Source organism: Serratia marcescens, assembly GCF_006715005.1.
Taxonomy (GTDB): Bacteria; Pseudomonadota; Gammaproteobacteria; order Enterobacterales; family Enterobacteriaceae; genus Serratia; species Serratia montpellierensis.
In genome coordinates, this window is record NZ_VFMJ01000001.1 from 4,397,344 (window position 1) to 4,416,227 (window position 18,884).

Consider the following 18,884-nt stretch of genomic DNA (forward strand, 5'->3'; position numbering starts at 1 on the left):
GGTTTGCCGGCCCTTTCGTTTTTATGCCAGTGCCTGCGCCAGCAGGGTGATCGGATGTTCGCAGCGCTTGCTGGTGGACATTTCTATCTGCCATTTGCAGGTCTCGCAGTCGGTCACCACCAGATCCACCCCGCTCTCTTCGATCTGCCGGAACAGCGGCGCGCCGATGCCTTGCGAAGTGGCGTAGTTCTCCGATTTGAACCCGTAGGTGCCGGCGATACCGCAGCACTGCGAATCCAGCACCACCAGCTCCAGCCCCGGTATCTGCCGCAGCAGCTCCAGGGTGTAGGCGGTCCAGCCCATCTTCTCCATATGGCAAGGCGTGTGATAAGCCACCCGCAGCGGCGTGTGCTTCAACGGCAGGCTACGCCCCTGATTGATCAGGCGATAGAGATAGCGCGTCGCCAGCTCCACCCGATCGCGCACCGGGGTGGTGTCCACGTCCAGCAGATGAGGGTATTCGTCGCGCAGGGTGAAGGTGCAGCTCGATGAGGTTGCCACCACCGGGATACCGCGTTCCAACACCGTTTCATGCAGCGATTCGGCGTTGACCCTGGCCTGCTTTTTGGCCTGCTCGATAAACCCGTTGGCGATCAGCGGCACGCCGCAGCATTTCTCGCGTTTCAGCAGCTGCACGCCGATATCCAGCGCGTTGAACACCCGGATCAAATCCTTGCCCAGCTGCGGATGGTTATAGTTGACGAAGCAGCCGTGGAAAAACGCCACCTGCTCGGCGTAACGCTGCTGAGCCTGCGCCTGTTGCCGGTACCAGCGGCGGAAAGTGCCGAACGAGTATTTCGGCAGTTCACGGCGTTGATCGATCTTCAGCGCCTTGTCCAACAGCTTGCGCACCGGTTTCAGCCCGGTAGCGGCATTGACGATCGGCGCAAACGGCGTCGACAGCGAGCCCATGATATCGGTGTGGCTGAGGATGGCGTCGCGCAGCGTCGGCTTGCTCTGGGCGAAGTCGGCGCGGGCGCGCTGAATGATGTCACCGATTTTGACGTCGGACGGGCAGGCCACTTCACAACGCTTGCAGTTGGTACAGTATTTCAGCGCTTCGTCGTACAGCGCCGGGTCTTTCAACCGCAGCCGCTCGCCGTCCGGCCCCGCCTGTTTCGGCCCCGGATAGAGCGGGTTCACTTTGGCGACCGGGCAGTAGGTGGTACAGACGGTACATTTGATGCAGCTTTCAAAGCTGTGATCCTGATGCAGGCTCATACGCACTCCTCCGCGGCGATCTGCTGCGCGACGTGCAGCGCACCGATCAATGACACGCCGGCGCCGCAGCCCTGCTGCAGCGGATCGTAGCCGCCGGCGACCGCGCCGATGGCATACAGATTGTCGAACGGCATTCCCTGTTTCATCGCCCGCAGCCTGCCGTCGGTGCGCACGCCAAACTGCAGATAAGGCTGCGGTGCAAACAGCTCGCGCTGGCTCCAGTCGGCGCGATCGGCGCGGCTGTGCACGTCCAGCCCGAAGATCGGCTCGCGTACCCCGTCGAAATCCGCCACCAGCCCATTGCTGAAGAAGCTGCCGCTGGCCAGCACCACCTGCTGTGCCCGCAGCGGAATATCGCCGTGGTTGCGGGTATACAGGCCGGTGACGCGGCCGGCTTCGCACTCGGCGCGCAGCACGCTGTCGCCAGGCATGAAAACACCGTCCAGCTGTTGAAAACGCCGCCGCAGCGCCTGATGCAAACGCATGCCGGGCACCGAAGGCGGCAGCGTCGGCAGCAGCCGGATCGGTTTGCCGACCGCATCCTGCAGCACCGCCAGCGACGTATCGTCCTCCAGGCCCAGACAGGCCGGCAGGAAGAGCGCGTCGGCCTCGCCCGCCAGCCGCCGCAGCTCCTCGGCCATCGGCGGCAGGCTTTCCATCAAATCCAGTACCCGGGCGATGTTCACCGCGCGGAACTCGCTGGGGTTATTGCGCAATCTGTCCAGCGCCGGCATGTGCAGATAGGCTACCTCCGTCTGCACACCGAGCTCCCGGCTCAGAGAGTCGGCGGCCATCTGCGGCTGGAAGTCGAGGAACCCCTCGATGCCGATCACCGCGATGCGCCGCCACGGCAGTTGGCCGGTCAGCGGCAGCGTCGGGATCGCCTGCGGGCTGAGCCAGGTGGCGCGGCGCGTGCCCAGCGGCGTAATGCGCAGATGGTTATTGGTGCCCTCGCCCTGCAGGTTCAACCCGCAGCGCGCCAGCAGCCGCTGGGCGGCGGCGGACAGCGCCGCCACCCGGCCGGGCCCGATCAGGGCATACGGATGCTGCGGCGCCTGCTGCGCCAGCTGCGGCAACGCCGCCAGCGGCATCTCGACCGGCGTGCCGTCCGGCAATCTCGCCAACAGATCGAGCGAGCCGGAGAAGAAGTAGAGCGCGCTCTGGCCGGAACTGACCACCGCGCAGCGTTTGCCCTGTTCAGCCACGGCAATGGCGCAGCTCAGGCCCGCCAGGCCACCGCCAATCACCACTACGTCAAATCGCATCATCCGCCTCCTGCTCCTTGTCGGCCTGGGCCTCAAGCCCGCATAACCCCTGGTAAACCCAACTGGTAAATTCGCTCTCGCGCAGCGCATCGCCCCAGGCGATCGGCCGTACGCCTTTCCACCGTTCGTTGAGGAACTGCGACAGCTGCGCGATGGACTGCTGCGGCGTGCTGACCTTGAAGTGCGTCAGCAGCCCGGCGGCGCGGCAGGCGCAGAGTTCGCCTTGGCAGGTGCCCATGCCGACGCGGGTGCGGCGGCGCAGATCCACCAGGTTATTGACGGTCAGCGAATTGACCGCATAGCGCACTTCCCCGGCGGTCACCGCCTCGCATTCGCACACCAGGCTGGTGTCGAGCCGATCGGCCGCCGGCACCTGGCTGGCGCGATCGCCGTGGCGGTAAATTGCTGAGCCGCGAATACTGGCGGGCAGTGAAACCACGCTGCGCACCGTTTCCTCCGCCGACTGGCGAGATCCCGGCAACGCGTCCTGCGCGGTGGTGCACGGACGGTTTACGCCAAGCTTTTCGCACACCTTGTCGGTGGCCCACTCCGCCATCAGGCGGTAGGTCATCAGCTTGCCGCCGGTGATGGTGATAAACCCTTCCAGCCCGTCGCGGGCGGCGTGATCGAGCAGCACGATGCCGCGGCTGACGTTGCGCCCGCTGGGATCGTCATCGCTGGCTACCAGCGGCCGCACCCCGGCATAGGCGCGCAAAATGCGGGTCTGCGCCAGGGTGGGCGCCAACAGCGCCCCCTCGCGGATCAGAATGTCCACCTCCTGCGGGGTCACCAGCATGTTGTCAATTTGGTCGTAGTCGATATGGGTCGAGGTGGTGCCGATCAGCGAGATGGTGTCGCCCGGCACCAGGATGTCGGCGTCCGCCGGTTTGCGGCAGCGGTTGATCACCATGTTGTTGATGCGATGGCCGAGGATCAGCAGCGCCCCCTTGGCCGGGAACATGCGGATGCGCAAATCGGCGTATTCGGCGATCTGCTGGCCCCAGATGCCGGCGGCGTTGACCACCACCGACGCGTGCAGCTCATAGCGCCGCTGATTCTGATGGTCGTAAACGCGCACGCCCGTTACCCGATCGCCGCTGCGCAACAATCCCACCACCTGGTGGTAGGTCAGGATCTGTGCGCCGTGTTCGCGCGCGTCCAACATGTTGGCGGCGGTCAGCCGGAAGGGATCGACGGTGCCGTCCGGTACGCGCACCGCGCCGATCAACGCCGGGTTAGCCGCCGGCTCCAGCCGCAGCGCCAGCTGCGGGTCGATCGCTTCGGCGTCGATGTCAGCCTGGCGACAGGCGGCGATAAACTGTTGCTGATAGTCCAGCGAGTCCTGCGGCAGGGTGATGAACAGCCCATCGGTGCGCTCGATACAGTGATGAGCGATACGTTTCAGGATGCGGTTCTCTTCGATGCACTCGCGCGCCGACTCGCCGTCGGTCACCGCATAGCGCGCGCCGCTGTGCAGTAAACCGTGGTTGCGGCCGGTGGCGCCGGTGGCGATGTCGTGGCGCTCCAGCAAGATGCAGCGCAAGCCGCGCCGCGCACAGTCGCGGGCAATGCCTGCGCCGGTGGCGCCGCCGCCGATGATGATCACATCCGTTTCGCCGCCGTCAAAATAGCTGCTCATGTCGCTCCCTCAGGATCGGTAGTTATGAGCCTATTGAGCCACGGTTATTAGGGTCTTTGTTTGATAAGGAACAATAACGAACATCAAACGAAATAAAAATGTCCACAAAAAACCATCAATGTGATCATAATCACGATTTTTGGACGTTTTTCTATTTCATAACGTTAACGAATCGCTCAAAATCCGCCGTGGTTTCATGAAAGTGTAACAATTGCGCCATTCGTCACAGCGACACCAGGCGTATTTGATGACAATGGCGCTCGTTATGGAACACAAAAACACCACATTCGATATCCGCTCAATCATCAAATGAACGTAAAAGGTCATATTGATGTGATAACAGATAAAGCCATCGGAGGCGCTCATGTTGAGTATTTTTAAGCCGGCCGCACACACCGCCCGTGTGCCGAGCGATAAGGTAGACCCGCTCTACCGTAAGCTGCGCTGGCAAATTTTCCTGGGGATCTTCTTCGGTTACGCCGCCTACTATCTGGTGCGTAAGAACTTCACCCTGGCCATGCCTTACCTGATCGAACAAGGCTTCAGCCGCGGCGACCTCGGCTTCGCGCTGTCGGGCATCTCCATCGCCTACGGCTTCTCCAAATTCATCATGGGTTCGGTCTCCGACCGTTCCAACCCGCGGGTGTTCCTGCCGGCCGGCCTGATCCTGGCGGCGGCGGTGATGTTGTTCATGGGCTTCGTGCCGTGGGCCACCTCCAGCATCGCGGTGATGTTCGTTCTGCTGTTCCTGTGCGGCTGGTTCCAGGGTATGGGTTGGCCGCCGTGCGGCCGCACCATGGTGCACTGGTGGTCGCAGAAAGAACGCGGCGGCATCGTTTCCATCTGGAACTGCGCCCACAACGTGGGCGGCGGCCTGCCGCCGCTGCTGTTCCTGCTGGGCATGGCCTGGTTCAACGACTGGCACGCGGCGCTGTACATGCCGGCCTTCGGCGCCATCCTGGTGGCCCTGATCGCCTTCGCCCTGATGCGCGATACCCCGCAATCCTGCGGCCTGCCGCCGATTGAAGAGTACAAAAACGACTATCCGGACGACTACAGCGAAAAAGACGAAGAAGAGCTGACCGCCAAGCAGATCTTCATGCAGTACATCCTGCCGAACAAGCTGCTGTGGTACATCGCGGTCGCCAACGTGTTCGTCTACCTGCTGCGTTACGGCATTCTGGACTGGTCGCCGACCTACCTGAAAGAAGTGAAGCACTTCGCGCTGGACAAGTCTTCCTGGGCCTACTTCCTGTATGAATACGCCGGTATCCCGGGCACCCTGCTGTGCGGCTGGATGTCAGACAAAGTGTTCAAAGGCAACCGCGGCGCCACCGGTGTGTTCTTCATGACGCTGGTGACCATCGCCACCGTGGTGTTCTGGATGAACCCGGCCGGTAACCCGACCGTGGACATGATCTGTATGCTGGTCATCGGCTTCCTGATCTACGGCCCGGTGATGCTGATCGGCCTGCACGCGCTGGAGCTGGCGCCGAAGAAAGCCGCCGGCACCGCCGCGGGCTTCACCGGCCTGTTCGGCTACCTGGGCGGCTCGGTTGCGGCCAGCGCCATCGTCGGTTACACCGTGGACTTCTTCGGTTGGGACGGCGGCTTCATGGTGATGATCGGCGGCGGCGTGCTGGCGGTTATCCTGCTGCTGCTGACCATGCTGAACGAAAAGAAACACCACGCGGAAATCGCCGCCAAGCGCGGTTAAGCGTCACACGACTTTTGCATGATTTAAAGGCCGCCCTGCGGCCTTTTTACTACCCTGCCCCCAACAACACGGAGAAAATGGAATGCGGACTCAAGTCAAAGCCCTGCTGACAGGGATCATTCTCGCCACCTCAATGGTCAGCGCCGCACAGGCGGCGGACAAAGTGGTGATCGCCCACCGCGGCGCCAGCGGCTACCTGCCGGAACACACCCTGCCGGCGAAAGCGATGGCCTACGCGCAGGGCGCCGATTACCTCGAGCAAGATCTGGTGATGACCAAGGACAACGAGCTGGTGGTGCTGCACGACCATTACCTCGATCGCGTCACCGACGTCGCCGAACGCTTCCCGGACCGCGCGCGCAAAGACGGCCGCTACTACGCCATCGACTTTACGCTGGCGGAGATCAAATCGCTGAAGTTCACCGAAGGCTTTGACATCGAAAACGGCAAGAAGGTACAGGGTTATCCTGGCCGCTTCCCGATGGGCAAATCCGACTTCCGCGTACACACCTTCCAGGAAGAGATCGAGTTCGTGCAGGGTCTGAACCATTCGACCGGCAAAAACATCGGCATCTACCCTGAAATCAAGGCGCCGTGGTTCCACAAACAGGAAGGCAAAGACATCTCCAGCAAAGTGCTGGCGGTGCTCAAGCAGTACGGTTACACCGGCAAGAACGACAACGTCTACCTGCAGTGCTTCGACGCCAACGAGCTCAAACGCATCAAGAACGAGCTGGAGCCGAAGCTGGGCATGGATCTGAAGCTGGTGCAGCTGATCGCCTATAACGACTGGCAGGAAACCTACGAGCAGAAAGCCGACGGCAAGTGGGTAGAATACGACTACGACTGGATGTTCAAGCCGGGCGCGATGAAGAAAATCGCTCAGTATGCCGACGGCATCGGGCCGGACTACCACATGCTGGTGGTAGCGGATCAATCCAAGCCGGGCCACATCGTGCTGACCGACATGGTGAAAGAAGCGCACGCCAGCAAGCTGGCGGTGCATCCGTTTACCATCCGCGCCGATGCGCTACCGAAGTACGTGACCGACGTAAACCAGCTGTATGACGTGATTTACAACCAGGCCGGCGTCGACGGTGTGTTCACCGACTTCCCGGACAAGGGCGTGCAGTTCCTGCAGAAGCAGGGCCAGCACAAGTAATGCCAAGGGCGCCGCAAGGCGCCCTTGTTATTTCAGAGGAACATCTTGCGCAGGTAGTGCGGCACCGCGTTATCGACATTGGAGCCGATCACTTCCAGCTCCGGCAGCATATCCTTCAGGCGCTGATGCGCGTCGCGCATGATGCAGCCCTTGCCGGCCATCGACAGCATCTCCAGATCGTTCATGCCGTCGCCGAAGGCGATGCACTCTTGCAGCGTATAGCCGATGATCTTGGCCACTTCTTCCAGTGCATGCCCTTTCGACACGCCGCCCGCCATCACTTCCAGACAGGTCGGGAACGAGAAGCTGACGTTGACCCGATCGCCCCAGCGCGCGTTGATGGCATCTTCCACCTGCAGCAGCCGCTCATGATCTTCACAGGTAAAGTAAACCTTGCAGACGCCGTCGGTTTCCAGCAGGCCCGGCTCGAACAGCTGGTATTTGAACACCGACTCCTGGAAGAACTCTTCCTGCTCCGGGCTTTCACGGTTGATGAACCAGTCATCGTTACGGTAGACGTTGGTGGTGATCTCCGGATCGTCGTGCAGCATGCCGTACAGATCGCGGGCGATATCCCCGTCCAGGTTGTGGCTGAAGATCAACTCGCCGGCGGTGTTGTGCACCCGCGCGCCGTTGGAGGTGATCATAAAGGCGCTGATCTCCAGGCTGTCGCGGATCTGCGCCACGTCGATATGGTGGCGGCCGGTGGCGAACACGAAATGCACGCCGCGCTGGGTCAGCAGCTTCAGCGTCTCTTTGGCGTACGGCGACAGGGTATGGTCGGGAGACAGCAGCGTGCCATCTAAATCGGAAGCGACGACGTGATACATAGCGTTATGTTCTAACCTCTGATGGAGTTGTCGGCGGCAGCGCGCCGCCTAAGTGTTGAGCAAAGAAGCGCAGGATTGCGTTCAGTGCTTCGGCGCGCATCGCGTCCCGCTCGAACAGGATCTCATGGCGTGCGCCGTTGATAACCAGCGGGAGCCCCCCTTCGCAAGGGCGCCCCGCGTCTGACAGAGCCTGACAAAAAGCCTGGTGCGAACGGTTGTCGACCACCCGTTCCTCACCGGCTTGCAAAAGCAACAGCGGCGTTGTTATCTCCCCGGCCTGAGCGATAATCTGCCGGCCGGCGCGGATGCTCTCTCGCACCCAATGGTAGGTCGGCCCGCCCACCTGCAGCTCGGGGTAATCGGCGTAATAGCGCAGGCTGCGCCGGTAGCGTTCACGGCTGTGGGTCAACACGTTGACCACATAGGGCAACGGCCGCCACTGGCCGGTGCCCACCGCGTAGTAGTCGCGGATCGCCGGGCGGGTCTCCACCCAGTCGAGAATGCGGTCGGCCAGCCAGCCCGGCATCGGCAACTGGATGCCGAACATCGGCGCGCAAAACGCCGCCGCGTCGAACGCCTGCGGCCGCCGTTGCAGGAACTGCGCCAGGATCGCGCCGCCCATCGAATGCGCCAGCGCGACGCGCTGCCGATAGCCGCGCGATTCGACCTCACGCTGCCAAAGCTGCTCGAAATCGTCCACGTAGTCGACAAAGTTTACCACATGACCGCGGTGCGTATCCGCCAGTAAACGCCCGGAGCGCCCCTGCCCGCGATGATCGACGATCACCACGTCGTAGCCACTGTGGAACAGGTCGTAGGCCACCTCAGGGTATTTCACGTAGCTTTCGATGCGGCCGGGGCTGACCACCACCACCCGCTGATGCCGTGCGGAGCGAAAACGCACAAAGCGGATCGGCACGCCGCCCACGCCGCTGAACTCGCCTTCTTCCCGTAGCCGCCAGAAGTCCAGCAGCGGCCCGGTGGCGAAGGCAGCGAACTGCGTTTCACGCGTTAACCAGTCATCGGAGCTGAGAGTGAACGAGGTCATCGAGAGCGTTTTCCCTGTGGGGCCGGCGGAAAAATGTGACCGCTGGCACAAGAAATCATACTAGCGTATTGTGATTCAATTCTTACAAAAAACGGCGCCGCCTCGGCGCATTGTGGCACAAAACGACACTTTCAGGGAGCCGAGAACCATGACCTTGGACTGGTGGTTAACCTACCTGCTGACCACGCTTATCCTCAGCCTGTCCCCTGGCTCAGGCGCCATCAATACCATGAGCACCGGCATCAGCCACGGCTATCGCGGCGCCGCCGCGTCGATCGCCGGGCTGCAGGTCGGGTTGAGCGCGCACATCGTGCTGGTGGGCATCGGCCTCGGCGCGCTGATTTCTCAATCGCTGCTGGCGTTCGAACTGCTGAAATGGCTGGGTGCAGCCTACCTGGTGTGGCTCGGCATCCAGCAATGGCGCGCCGCCGGGGCGCTGGATCTGCATGCGCTGGCGGGCAGCATGCCGCGCCGCCGTCTGTTCCGACGCGCGGTGCTGGTCAACCTGACCAACCCGAAAAGCATCGTGTTCCTCGCCGCGCTGTTCCCGCAGTTCATCTTGCCCAATCAGCCGCAGGCCGAGCAGTATCTGGTGCTCGGCGTCACCACCGTGGTGGTGGATATTCTGGTGATGATCGGTTACGCCACCCTGGCGACGCGCATCGCCGGCTGGCTGAGAACGCCGCGCCAGATGCAGCTGCTTAACCGAGTGTTCGGTTCGCTGTTCATTCTGGTGGCGGGGCTGCTGGCGACCGCCCGCAAAGCCTGACAAAAAAGGCCGGGCATCGCTGCTCGGCCTTTGGCATTTCACTGCGGTTAGCGGGTAAAGATCAGGTGTAACCCGAAGCCGGTAAACAACACGCCCGCTACCCCGTCTATCCACTTGGCCAACCGCTGATAGCCGCGGCGCATCGCCGGCAGCGCAAACACCACCGCCACCAGGCTGAACCAGACGAAGGTCTCGGCGACGATCAGCAAAAACAGCCCCCAGCGCGCTCCGGCGCCGACGCTGTCGCCGACGAACAGCGAGAACACGCTGCCGAAATAGATCACCGCTTTCGGGTTGGACAAATTGGTCAGGAAGCCGCGAATAAAGCTGCGCCCGGCCTTCGGCAACGCCACCTGGGCCTCCGCCGCCGGCTGCGCTCGTTGCGCCCGCGCGGAACGCAGCAGCTGCCACCCCATCCAGCACAGGTAAATGCCGCCGCCGACCATGATGATCTGATGCAACCAGGCCATCTTCTGCAGGATCAGATGCAGCCCCATCAACGCCACGCCGGCCCATACCACGATGCCGAGCGAAATGCCGACCACGCCCATCATCGCCTCACGGCGCGAGCGGCTGGCGGCGGTTTGCGACACGAAAAAGAAGTCCGGCCCCGGGCTCATCAGCGCAATCAGATGCACCAGCGCCACGGTAAGAAACAGCATCAGCATGATTTATCGCCCTCAGTCTTCGTCATTGTCGAGATGGTCGCGGATCATCGCCATAAAGGGCGCGCCGAAACGCTCCAGTTTGCGCTGGCCGACGCCGTTGACGCTCAGCAGATCGCCGGCCTTGATCGGCATCTGTTCGGCCATTTCCAGCAGCGTGGCGTCGTTGAACACCACGTAAGGCGGAATGTTTTCTTCGTCGGCAATCGATTTGCGCAGTTTGCGCAGCTTGGCGAACAGCTTGCGATCGTAATTGCCGCCGTAGGATTTCTGGTTGGCGCTGCTGCGCGACTTCAGGCTCTGAATACGCGGCACCGCCAGCTGCAGCGCCACCTCGCCGCGCAACACCGGACGCGCCGCCTCGGTCAATTGCAGCGCCGAGTGCATGGCGATGTTCTGGGTGATAAAGCCCAGGTGGATCAGCTGACGCAGCACGCTGGTCCAGTGTTCGGTGGTTTGATCGCGGCCGATGCCGTACACCGGCAGCTTGTCGTGGCCATATTCACGAATGCGTTGGTTGTTGGAGCCGCGCAGCACTTCCACGATGTACCCGAGGCCAAAGCGCTGGCCGACGCGGTACACACAGGACAGCGCCTTGCGCGCATCCTCCAGCCCGTCGTAGCGCTTGGGCGGATCGAGGCAGATGTCGCAGTTGCCGCAGTTCTCGTGCTTGCCTTCGCCGAAGTAGTTGAGCAGCACCAGGCGGCGGCAGGTTTGCGCCTCGGCGAACGCGCCCATGGCGTTCAGCTTGTGGCGTTCGATGTCCAGCTGCTGCCCGGCGGGTTTTTCCTCCAGGCAACGGCGCAGCCAGGCCATGTCGGCCGGATCGTACAGCAGGATGGCTTCGGCCGGCAGGCCGTCGCGCCCGGCGCGGCCGGTCTCCTGATAATAGGATTCGATATTGCGCGGGATGTCGAAATGCACCACGAAGCGCACGTTGGGTTTATTGATGCCCATGCCGAAGGCGACGGTAGCCACCACCACCTGCAGATCGTCACGCTGGAACGCTTCCTGCACCTGCGCGCGGCGATCGTTGTCCAGCCCGGCGTGGTAGGCGCCGACGCTCAGCCCGCGGCTTTGCAGACGCGCGGCGGTGTCTTCCACCTTGGCGCGGCTGTTGCAATAGATAATGCCGCTCTTGCCGCGCTGATCCTGCACGAAGCGCCACAGCTGATCGAGCGGCTTGAACTTTTCCACCAGCGTGTAGCGGATGTTCGGCCGGTCGAAGCTGCTGACCTGCACCAGCGGATCCTGCAGCGACAGCAGGCGCACGATATCGCCGCGGGTGGACTCGTCGGCGGTGGCGGTCAGCGCGATCACCGGCATCGACGGGAAGCGCTGTTTCAGCTGACCCAGCGCGCGATATTCCGGCCGGAAGTCATGGCCCCACTGCGAAATACAGTGCGCCTCATCCACCGCCAGCATCGCCGGCGGACAGTGATCGAGCAGGCTGAGGAAGCTTTCCATCATCAGCCGCTCCGGCGCGATGTACAGCATCTTGATGGTGCCGTTGCGGCAACCGGCCATGACGTCCAGCTGCTCCTCGCGGGTTTGCGTCGAGTTGTAGCAGGCGGCGGAAACGCCGTAGGCCAACAGTTGGTCGACCTGGTCCTTCATCAGCGAGATCAGTGGGGAAACCACCAGCGTCAGGCCGTCCATCACCAGCGCCGGGATTTGGTAACACAGCGACTTGCCGCCGCCGGTCGGCATCACCACCAGGCAATCCTGCCCGCCGATCGCGGCGTTGATAATCGTTTGTTGGCCCGGACGGAATTGCTGGTAGCCAAAGGTATCGCGCAATACCTGCTCGGCCAGCAACTCTCTGTTAATCACTGCTGCGGTTGACACACACTTCCCCATTTTTTCATCGGTACATACCCACCGGGTATGATTACATAATATCGTTCAGCATGACACCAACGCCCACCCGTGTCTGCCGGAAGTTGTAGTCGATCAGCGATTCGCCGTAGCCGCTGAACACCTGGGTATAGAAACGCACGTTGCGGGTGATCGGATAGCTCCAGCCCAGCTCCGCGCCGCCGTAGCCGCTGTTCCAGTTATAGTGGCTGTCGACGCTGAACACGCTGTCGCCCCAGGCGTAACCGACCTTCAACCGGTAGTATCCCATGTATTTGGTGATGTCCGGGTTGTCGTCGTTGCTCGAGCTTTCCGAGAAGCGGAACCAGGGCTTGAGATCCACCTGCCAGTTGCCGTTTTGCGCCATCAGCCGCGCATAGCCGCGATTCCAGCTGCGCGACGTCGGATCCGAGCGGCCGTTAGACTGATGGTTAACGCCGATTTCAACATCGCGCAGCGTCCAACCGGCAAAACGGTAATCGGTCGCCCACCCCACGAACAGCTGCGGCTCATAGTTGGTTTCGCGGAACGGTGAAGACTCACCGCGGTTGGACAATTGCCACCAGGAGCGCTGAGTATAAGACGCGCCGAGCACCGAGTTGTCGCCGGCAATGCCTCGCCACAGTGGAAACGCCAGGCTAAGTTGGTATTTCACCTCGTCCTTGCGCGCCTTGTCGGCCCAGTTGTACGTCTTGATGGCTTCTTTGTTGATATCGCTGGTGTCGGTGTACAGCAGGTAATTGGGATCGTAAGGATACAGGGTGAACGGATTATCGTGCTCCTGCAGCAGGTTGGCGATAATGCTGCCCCGCACCGCCGGCTTATCGTGAATCTGCTGCTCTTTGGCTTCCTCAGCCAATGCCAGCGCCGGCATCAGCAGCGTGGCGGAAACGATCCCTGACAAAATGCGCATAACCTCTCCTCACTCCAACGAAAAAGGGCAAGCCCGGAAAAAATCAGGCCATTTTACACACAAAGGGCGTTTTACCGCAGCGCAGGCCGGTTTTATTGGAATAGTCTGGAAAGCAACAAAGGTTAAGCATAAAATCAACATTCCATTAACCTGGACTGACCAGTTAGCTCCCTTAAAACGCAAAAGAAAAACGGAAACCCGCTATGTCGACCACACCATTGACCCTGGAAACCGCCCGCCGCAAGATCGGCGAAATCTTTGTCTACCACATGCCGTTCAACCGCGAGCTTGGCCTGGAGCTGCGCCGCTTCGACGATGACTACGTCGAGCTGAGCTTCACCAATCAGCGCAAGCTGGTGGGCAACGCCGCACAGGAAATTCTGCACGGCGGCGTGATCGCCGCGGTGCTTGACGTCGCCGCCGGATTGGCCTGCGCCGGCGGCGTGCTGACGCGCCTGGAGCCGCTGATCGAAGAAGAGATCGCCGCCAAGCTGTCGCGCATGGGCACCATCGACCTGCGCGTCGACTACCTGCGCCCCGGCCGCGGCGAGCACTTCGTCGCCTCCGCCAGCGTGCTGCGCAGCGGCAACAAGGTCGCCGTCGCGCGCGTAGAACTGCATAACCACGACGGCCTGCATATCGCGACGGCCACCGCCACCTATCTGGTCGGCTGATGATTGTGCGCGGTGAGCGTCTTCAGTACACTCACCGCATCTTACGTTCCCCACCAGAGTGACGTCATGGACGCAAAGCAAACGCGTCAGGGCATTTTCTTTGCCCTGGCCGCCTATTTTATGTGGGGCATCGCCCCGGCCTATTTCAAACTGATTCAGCAAGTACCCGCCGATGAGATCCTTACCCACCGGATCATCTGGTCGTTTTTCTTCATGCTGGCGCTGATCTCGCTGGGCCGCAGCTGGCCGAAAGTGCGTGCCGCCTGTCAAAATCGCAAACGGCTGCTGCTGCTGGCGGTCACCGCGCTGTTGATCGGCGGTAACTGGCTGCTGTTTATCTGGGCGGTGAACAATCACCATATGCTGGAAGCCAGCCTGGGCTACTTCATCAACCCGCTGGTTAACGTGCTGTTGGGAATGCTGTTTCTCGGCGAGCGCTTCCGCCGCATGCAGTGGGTGGCGGTGGCGCTGGCGTTCACCGGAGTGCTGGTGCAACTCTGGCAGTTCGGCTCGTTGCCGATCATCGGTCTGGGGCTGGCGTTCAGCTTCGCCTTCTACGGCCTGCTGCGCAAGAAAATTGCCATCGACGCCCAGACCGGCATGCTGATTGAGACGCTGTGGCTGCTGCCGGTGGCGGCCGCCTATCTTTTCCTGTTCGCCGACAGCCCCACCAGCCACCTGAGCGCCAACCCGTGGTCGCTGAACCTGCTGCTGGTCGCCGCCGGCATCGTCACCACCGTGCCATTGCTGTGTTTCACCGCGGCGGCCACCCGGCTGCGCCTGTCGACGCTCGGTTTCTTCCAGTATCTCGGCCCGACGCTGATGTTCCTGCTGGCGGTCACCTTCTACGGTGAGACCATCGGCCAGGACAAGCTGGTCACCTTCGGCTTTATCTGGGCGGCGCTGATCCTGTTCACCCTCGATGCACTCTACACCCAACGCAAGCTCCGCTGAGCCCGGCGCCGCCGGGTTACATTACAGCCAGTTCTTGCGCTTGAAGTACAGATAAGGGGCCAGGCCGGCCAGGATCATCAGCGTGATGGCGCCCGGGTAGCCGAATGACCATTTCAGTTCCGGCATGAATTCGAAGTTCATGCCGTAGCTGGAAGCCACCAGCGTAGGCGGCAGGAACACCACCGACACCACCGAGAAGATCTTGATGATGCGGTTCTGTTCGATATTGATGAAGCCCATCGCCGCCTGCATCAGGAAGTTCACCTTCTGGAACAGCGATTCGTTGTGCGGCAGCAGGGATTCGATGTCGCGCAGCACTTCACGCGCCTGCTCCAGCTGGCCGGTCGGCAGACGCGCCTTGCGCACCAGGAAGTTGAGCGCGCGCTGGGTATCCATCAGACACAAACGCACCTTCCAGCCGATATCTTCCAGCTCCGCCAGCGTCGATAGCGCGGCGTCGTATTCGTCGCCCTGATGCCCTTCCATGATCACCCGGCTGAGCTGTTCCAGATCGCTGTAGATGTTCTCTATCTCGTCCGCCAGCTGTTCAATCTTGGTTTCGAACAGATCCAGCAGCAGTTCGTAGGCGTTGCCTTCGAGCATGGTCTGGTTGCGGGCGCGCATGCGGTACAGGCGAAACGCCGGCAGTTCACGCTCGCGCAGGGTATACAGGCGGCCGTCGCGGATGGTGAAGGCCACCGTGGAGTTGCCGGCGTGATCTTCCGCATCTTCGAAGTAGAAGAAGGAGTGGATATGCAGACCGTCTTCGTCTTCGAAGAATCGGGCGGAGGCTTCGATGTCGTCCAGTTCGGGACGCGTCGCCAGGCTTTGTCCCAGCTCATTCTGTACGCGCTCACGCTCGCCCTCTTCCGGCTCGACCAGATCAACCCACAGCGATGACGTGAGATCATCCGAGTCGTCCAGCTCCAGACGGGACAAGCGGCGGTTATCTAATTTAAAAGCGCTCAGCATGTGCCAAAACTCCGTGAAGGTAACGGGTGCGGACAACGCGTTGAAGCACAGAAACAGAGGGATGCGTATCACCGATTTGTTTCAGACCATGAAGAGATCTGACTCATAGCGACGCTTTGCGGGGTCGCCGACAACCACGAAGGCTATCAGCAAAAACGGAGAGCCTTAGAAGTTATACCTGCGGCGCAGGTCAGTGAGCCAGTATCTACTGGGTGTGTCCAAGGCGTCTGTCCTCAATGATAATAGTGCGCGCATGTTACGCCGAGAGGAAAAAGCCTGTCAACACGTTAGGCGGGATAATTGCGCAACAAATCATCACGATGATCAATGGTAAAAATGGCGCTTAAACCGTGCTGAAAAAGTCGCGGCGATCGCTTACCGCCACCAAGAATGTTGTTAAGATGACGTCACCCTAATGGTACGACAAGCATGCGGATTTAAATGATGAAACAGATTACCGCCCATGAACTGACAGCGATGAGCGAACAGGCCGCCAGCGTGGCCCGCCTGCGCGCGCACCGCACCTTACACGAAGAGTTGAGCGACCCGGTGCAACGCCTGGCGATCGCCATGGAGCCCGGCACCTATATCCGCCCGCACCGCCACCCGCAAACCTGGGAGCTGCTGACGCCGCTGCGCGGTCGTTTTGTCGTGTTGCAGTTCAACGATGACGGCGTCGTCACGCAGCGCACCCTGCTCGGCGAAGAAACCAAAGTGCTGGAGATGCCGGCATTTACCTGGCATGCGGTGCTGTCGGTCGATGCCGGCGGCGTGGTGTTCGAAGTGAAGCAGGGCCCGTATCAGGCACTGACCGAAGAGGACTGCATGCCATGGGCGCCGCAGGAAGGCGGCGAAGGCACCGAAGCAGTGATGCGCTGGTATGCCACCGCGCAGGTCGGCGATCGCTACCCTCACTGATAATGAACGCTTGCAGGGGCCTGCCCCTGCAACTCTCCCCGCTCTTTATACCGTTTCCAGGCGAGCGTAGGCCGCCACCAGCCACTTGATGCCCTCGCCCGGGAAAGCGATCTGCAGCCGGCTGTGCTCGCCGCTGCCCTCCAGATTGACGATGGTGCCTTCGCCAAACTTGGGATGGCGCACGCGCTGGCCCAGCTTGTAGCCGGTATCGTTCTCGCTGATCGGCGTGCCCATGCGGCGGTGATTGACCGGGCGCGATACGCTGGCGCGCAGGCGCACTTCTTCCACGCACTCTTCCGGCAGCTCGCCGATAAAGCGCGACGGCCGATGGTAAACCTCTTTGCCGTACAGACGGCGCGTTTCGGCGTAGGTCAGCGTCAGCTTCTGCATGGCGCGCGTTACGCCCACATAGGCCAGACGACGCTCCTCCTCCAGACGGCCGCCTTCATCCAGCGACATCTGGCTCGGGAACATACCTTCTTCCATGCCGACGATAAACACCAGCGGGAACTCCAACCCCTTGGCCGAGTGCAGGGTCATCAGCTGCACCGCATCCTGATAGGCGTCGGCCTGGCCTTCGCCCGCTTCCAGCGCCGCATGCGACAGGAATGCCTGCAGCGGCATTAGATCCTGATCTTCTTCCTGATAGCTGAACTGGCGCGTCGCCGTCACCAGCTCCTCAAGGTTTTCGATACGCGCCTGCCCCTTCTCGCCTTTTTCCTGCTCATACATGATGAACAGTCCGGAATCGCGGATCACGCGGTCGGTCTGCACGTGCAGCGGCATGTCGGCGGTTTCATGCGCCAGCGACTCCACCAGTTCGATGAAGCGCTGCAGCGCCGACGCGGCGCGGCCGGCCAACACCTTGTCCTGCATCAGCTCGCGCGTCGCCTGCCACAGCGTCAGCTGGCGATCGCGCGCCGCCTGGCGCACCACGTCGAGGGTGCGATCGCCGATGCCGCGCGTCGGGGTGTTGACCACGCGCTCGAAGGCCGCATCGTCGTTGCGGTTGGAGATAAGGCGCAGGTAAGCCAGCGCATCCTTGATTTCCTGGCGTTCGAAGAAGCGCTGGCCACCGTAGATGCGGTACGGCATCGCCGTCTGCAACAGCGCCTCTTCCAGCACGCGCGACTGGGCGTTGCTGCGGTACAGGATGGCGCAGTCGTTCAGCGCCCCGCCGTTGTCCTGCCAGGTCTTGATGCGGTTGACCACGAAGCGCGCTTCGTCGAGTTCGTTGAAGGCACAGTAAATGGAGATCGGTTCGCCTTCGCCGCCTTCGGTCCACAGGTTTTTGCCCATGCGCCCGTCGTTGTTGGCGATCAGGGTGTTGGCCGCTTTCAGGATGTTGCTGGTGGAACGGTAGTTCTGCTCCAGGCGGATGGTTTCCGCGCCGGGGAAATCTTTCAGGAAGCGCTGGATGTTTTCCACCTGCGCGCCGCGCCAGCCGTAGATCGACTGGTCATCGTCGCCGACGATCATCACGTTGCTGTTGCCGCCCGCCAGCAGACGGATCCAGGCGTACTGGATGCTGTTGGTATCCTGGAATTCGTCCACCAGCACGTTGGTGAAACGTTCGCGGTAGTGGTTGAGGATATGCGGCTTGTTCAGCCACAGCTCGTGCGCGCGCAGCAGCAGCTCGGCGAAATCCACCAGCCCGGCGCGATCGCAGGCTTCCTGATAGGCCTGGTAGATGCGCAGCCAGGTGGCCTCTACCGGGTTGTTATAGGTCTCGACGTGCTGTGGGCGCAGGCCCTCGTCTTTCTTGCCGTTGATGTACCACATCGCCTGACGCGGCGGCCACTGCTTCTCGTCGACGTTCAGCGCCTTGATGATGCGCTTGAGCAGCCGCAGCTGGTCGTCGCTGTCGAGGATCTGGAAATCCTGCGGCAGGTTGGCTTCCAGGTGGTGGGCGCGCAGCAGACGATGCGCCAGGCCGTGGAAGGTGCCGATCCACATGCCGCCCTGGCTGGTGCCGATCAGATGTTCGATACGGTGGCGCATTTCCGCCGCCGCCTTGTTGGTGAAGGTCACCGCCATAATCGAATACGGCGAACAGTTCTCCACCGACAGCAGCCAGGCGATGCGATGCACAAGTACCCGGGTCTTGCCGCTGCCCGCCCCGGCCAGAACCAACAGGTTGCTGCGCGGCGCCGCCACGGCTTCACGTTGTTTTTCATTCAGGCTGTCGAGCAGATCGGAGACGTCCATAGGCACCACTAATGGTTAAGGGAAAACCCGCCGGTGACGGGTTTTTCACTGGAAATTTATACAGAGTTCTGG

Annotated in this window: 16 protein-coding genes; 6 read left to right on the forward strand and 10 right to left on the reverse strand. The window is 61.5% G+C overall.

Annotated features, from left to right (window positions below; all coding sequences use genetic code 11):
* Positions 1-21 precede the first annotated feature (21 nt).
* Genes glpC through glpA form a run of 3 tightly spaced genes read right to left on the reverse strand, consistent with a single transcriptional unit; the run spans position 22 to position 4,125 of the window.
* Entirely contained in the window at positions 22-1,221 is a 1,200-nt protein-coding gene (gene glpC, locus FHU12_RS21380) for an anaerobic glycerol-3-phosphate dehydrogenase subunit GlpC (protein WP_141971672.1), read from the reverse strand.
* A complete protein-coding gene (glpB, locus tag FHU12_RS21385; protein WP_141973053.1) occupies positions 1,218-2,486 on the reverse strand; it encodes a glycerol-3-phosphate dehydrogenase subunit GlpB in 1,269 nt (422 codons plus the stop codon). Before glpB ends, glpC begins: the two co-directional genes overlap by 4 nt.
* Entirely contained in the window at positions 2,476-4,125 is a 1,650-nt protein-coding gene (gene glpA / locus FHU12_RS21390) for an anaerobic glycerol-3-phosphate dehydrogenase subunit A (protein WP_141971674.1), read from the reverse strand. Before glpA ends, glpB begins: the two co-directional genes overlap by 11 nt.
* Before the next feature lie 364 nt (positions 4,126-4,489).
* Here glpA and glpT point away from each other — a divergent pair, with 364 nt between their 5' ends.
* Together glpT and glpQ are read left to right on the forward strand one after the other, a co-directional pair.
* Positions 4,490-5,842 carry a glycerol-3-phosphate transporter gene (glpT, locus tag FHU12_RS21400; RefSeq protein ID WP_063989070.1) on the forward strand — a complete coding sequence of 451 codons (1,353 nt, stop codon included), beginning with the start codon at positions 4,490-4,492 and terminating at the stop codon, positions 5,840-5,842.
* An 82-nt stretch (positions 5,843-5,924) separates the two neighbouring features.
* Positions 5,925-7,004, forward strand: a complete 1,080-nt coding sequence (glpQ, locus tag FHU12_RS21405; protein WP_073533177.1) for a glycerophosphodiester phosphodiesterase — start codon at positions 5,925-5,927, stop codon at positions 7,002-7,004.
* 32 nt (positions 7,005-7,036) lie between these two features.
* On the opposite strand, the gene yigL is transcribed toward glpQ, so the two are convergent.
* Positions 7,037-7,834 (reverse strand): sugar/pyridoxal phosphate phosphatase YigL, encoded by a 798-nt coding sequence (gene yigL, locus FHU12_RS21410; protein WP_019452532.1) that lies wholly within the window; start codon positions 7,832-7,834, stop codon positions 7,037-7,039.
* A 4-nt stretch (positions 7,835-7,838) separates the two neighbouring features.
* Positions 7,839-8,882 (reverse strand): lysophospholipase L2, encoded by a 1,044-nt coding sequence (gene pldB / locus FHU12_RS21415; protein ID WP_141971676.1) that lies wholly within the window; start codon positions 8,880-8,882, stop codon positions 7,839-7,841.
* Between the two features lie 148 nt (positions 8,883-9,030).
* On the opposite strand from pldB, the gene rhtB reads away from it, so the two are divergent.
* Entirely contained in the window at positions 9,031-9,651 is a 621-nt protein-coding gene (rhtB, locus tag FHU12_RS21420; RefSeq protein WP_025304879.1) for a homoserine/homoserine lactone efflux protein, read from the forward strand.
* A gap of 47 nt (positions 9,652-9,698) precedes the next feature.
* Here rhtB and rhtC read toward each other — a convergent pair whose 3' ends face one another.
* Genes rhtC through pldA form a run of 3 tightly spaced genes read right to left on the reverse strand, consistent with a single transcriptional unit; the run spans position 9,699 to position 13,086 of the window.
* Entirely contained in the window at positions 9,699-10,319 is a 621-nt protein-coding gene (gene rhtC / locus FHU12_RS21425) for a threonine export protein RhtC (protein WP_043142215.1), read from the reverse strand.
* A gap of 12 nt (positions 10,320-10,331) precedes the next feature.
* The gene (gene recQ, locus FHU12_RS21430) at positions 10,332-12,164 is read right to left on the reverse strand and encodes an ATP-dependent DNA helicase RecQ (RefSeq protein ID WP_060424201.1); all 1,833 of its coding nucleotides are present in this window, start codon (positions 12,162-12,164) and stop codon (positions 10,332-10,334) included.
* Between the two features lie 43 nt (positions 12,165-12,207).
* Positions 12,208-13,086, reverse strand: coding sequence for a phospholipase A (pldA, locus tag FHU12_RS21435; protein ID WP_004934270.1), 879 nt, complete (start codon positions 13,084-13,086; stop codon positions 12,208-12,210).
* A gap of 203 nt (positions 13,087-13,289) precedes the next feature.
* On the opposite strand from pldA, the gene FHU12_RS21440 reads away from it, so the two are divergent.
* Both FHU12_RS21440 and rarD read left to right on the forward strand, forming a co-directional pair.
* The gene (locus tag FHU12_RS21440) at positions 13,290-13,760 is read left to right on the forward strand and encodes a thioesterase family protein (RefSeq protein WP_141971678.1); all 471 of its coding nucleotides are present in this window, start codon (positions 13,290-13,292) and stop codon (positions 13,758-13,760) included.
* A gap of 66 nt (positions 13,761-13,826) precedes the next feature.
* Entirely contained in the window at positions 13,827-14,714 is an 888-nt protein-coding gene (gene rarD / locus FHU12_RS21445; RefSeq protein WP_141971680.1) for an EamA family transporter RarD, read from the forward strand.
* A 21-nt stretch (positions 14,715-14,735) separates the two neighbouring features.
* Here rarD and corA read toward each other — a convergent pair whose 3' ends face one another.
* Complete coding sequence (gene corA, locus FHU12_RS21450; RefSeq protein WP_004934262.1) at positions 14,736-15,686, reverse strand: magnesium/cobalt transporter CorA; 951 nt, start codon at positions 15,684-15,686, stop codon at positions 14,736-14,738.
* Positions 15,687-16,130: 444 nt separating this feature from the next.
* Between corA and FHU12_RS21455 the strand changes: the two genes are divergently transcribed.
* Positions 16,131-16,604 (forward strand): WbuC family cupin fold metalloprotein, encoded by a 474-nt coding sequence (locus FHU12_RS21455; RefSeq protein WP_004934257.1) that lies wholly within the window; start codon positions 16,131-16,133, stop codon positions 16,602-16,604.
* Between the two features lie 45 nt (positions 16,605-16,649).
* Here FHU12_RS21455 and uvrD read toward each other — a convergent pair whose 3' ends face one another.
* Complete coding sequence (gene uvrD / locus FHU12_RS21460) at positions 16,650-18,812, reverse strand: DNA helicase II (protein WP_038874108.1); 2,163 nt, start codon at positions 18,810-18,812, stop codon at positions 16,650-16,652.
* Positions 18,813-18,884 lie beyond the last annotated feature (72 nt).

Excerpts from the sequence above, each read along its gene's own strand:
- glpC (WP_141971672.1), bottom strand. The coding sequence starts at position 1,221 with ATGAGCCTGCATCAGGATCACAGCTTTGAAAGCTGCATCAAATGTACC.
- glpB (WP_141973053.1), bottom strand. The coding sequence starts at position 2,486 with ATGCGATTTGACGTAGTGGTGATTGGCGGTGGCCTGGCGGGCCTGAGC.
- glpA (WP_141971674.1), bottom strand. The coding sequence starts at position 4,125 with ATGAGCAGCTATTTTGACGGCGGCGAAACGGATGTGATCATCATCGGC.
- glpT (WP_063989070.1), top strand. The coding sequence starts at position 4,490 with ATGTTGAGTATTTTTAAGCCGGCCGCACACACCGCCCGTGTGCCGAGC.
- glpQ (WP_073533177.1), top strand. The coding sequence starts at position 5,925 with ATGCGGACTCAAGTCAAAGCCCTGCTGACAGGGATCATTCTCGCCACC.
- yigL (WP_019452532.1), bottom strand. The coding sequence starts at position 7,834 with ATGTATCACGTCGTCGCTTCCGATTTAGATGGCACGCTGCTGTCTCCC.
- pldB (WP_141971676.1), bottom strand. The coding sequence starts at position 8,882 with ATGACCTCGTTCACTCTCAGCTCCGATGACTGGTTAACGCGTGAAACG.
- rhtB (WP_025304879.1), top strand. The coding sequence starts at position 9,031 with ATGACCTTGGACTGGTGGTTAACCTACCTGCTGACCACGCTTATCCTC.
- rhtC (WP_043142215.1), bottom strand. The coding sequence starts at position 10,319 with ATGCTGATGCTGTTTCTTACCGTGGCGCTGGTGCATCTGATTGCGCTG.
- pldA (WP_004934270.1), bottom strand. The coding sequence starts at position 13,086 with ATGCGCATTTTGTCAGGGATCGTTTCCGCCACGCTGCTGATGCCGGCG.
- FHU12_RS21440 (WP_141971678.1), top strand. The coding sequence starts at position 13,290 with ATGTCGACCACACCATTGACCCTGGAAACCGCCCGCCGCAAGATCGGC.
- rarD (WP_141971680.1), top strand. The coding sequence starts at position 13,827 with ATGGACGCAAAGCAAACGCGTCAGGGCATTTTCTTTGCCCTGGCCGCC.
- corA (WP_004934262.1), bottom strand. The coding sequence starts at position 15,686 with ATGCTGAGCGCTTTTAAATTAGATAACCGCCGCTTGTCCCGTCTGGAG.
- FHU12_RS21455 (WP_004934257.1), top strand. The coding sequence starts at position 16,131 with ATGAAACAGATTACCGCCCATGAACTGACAGCGATGAGCGAACAGGCC.
- uvrD (WP_038874108.1), bottom strand. The coding sequence starts at position 18,812 with ATGGACGTCTCCGATCTGCTCGACAGCCTGAATGAAAAACAACGTGAA.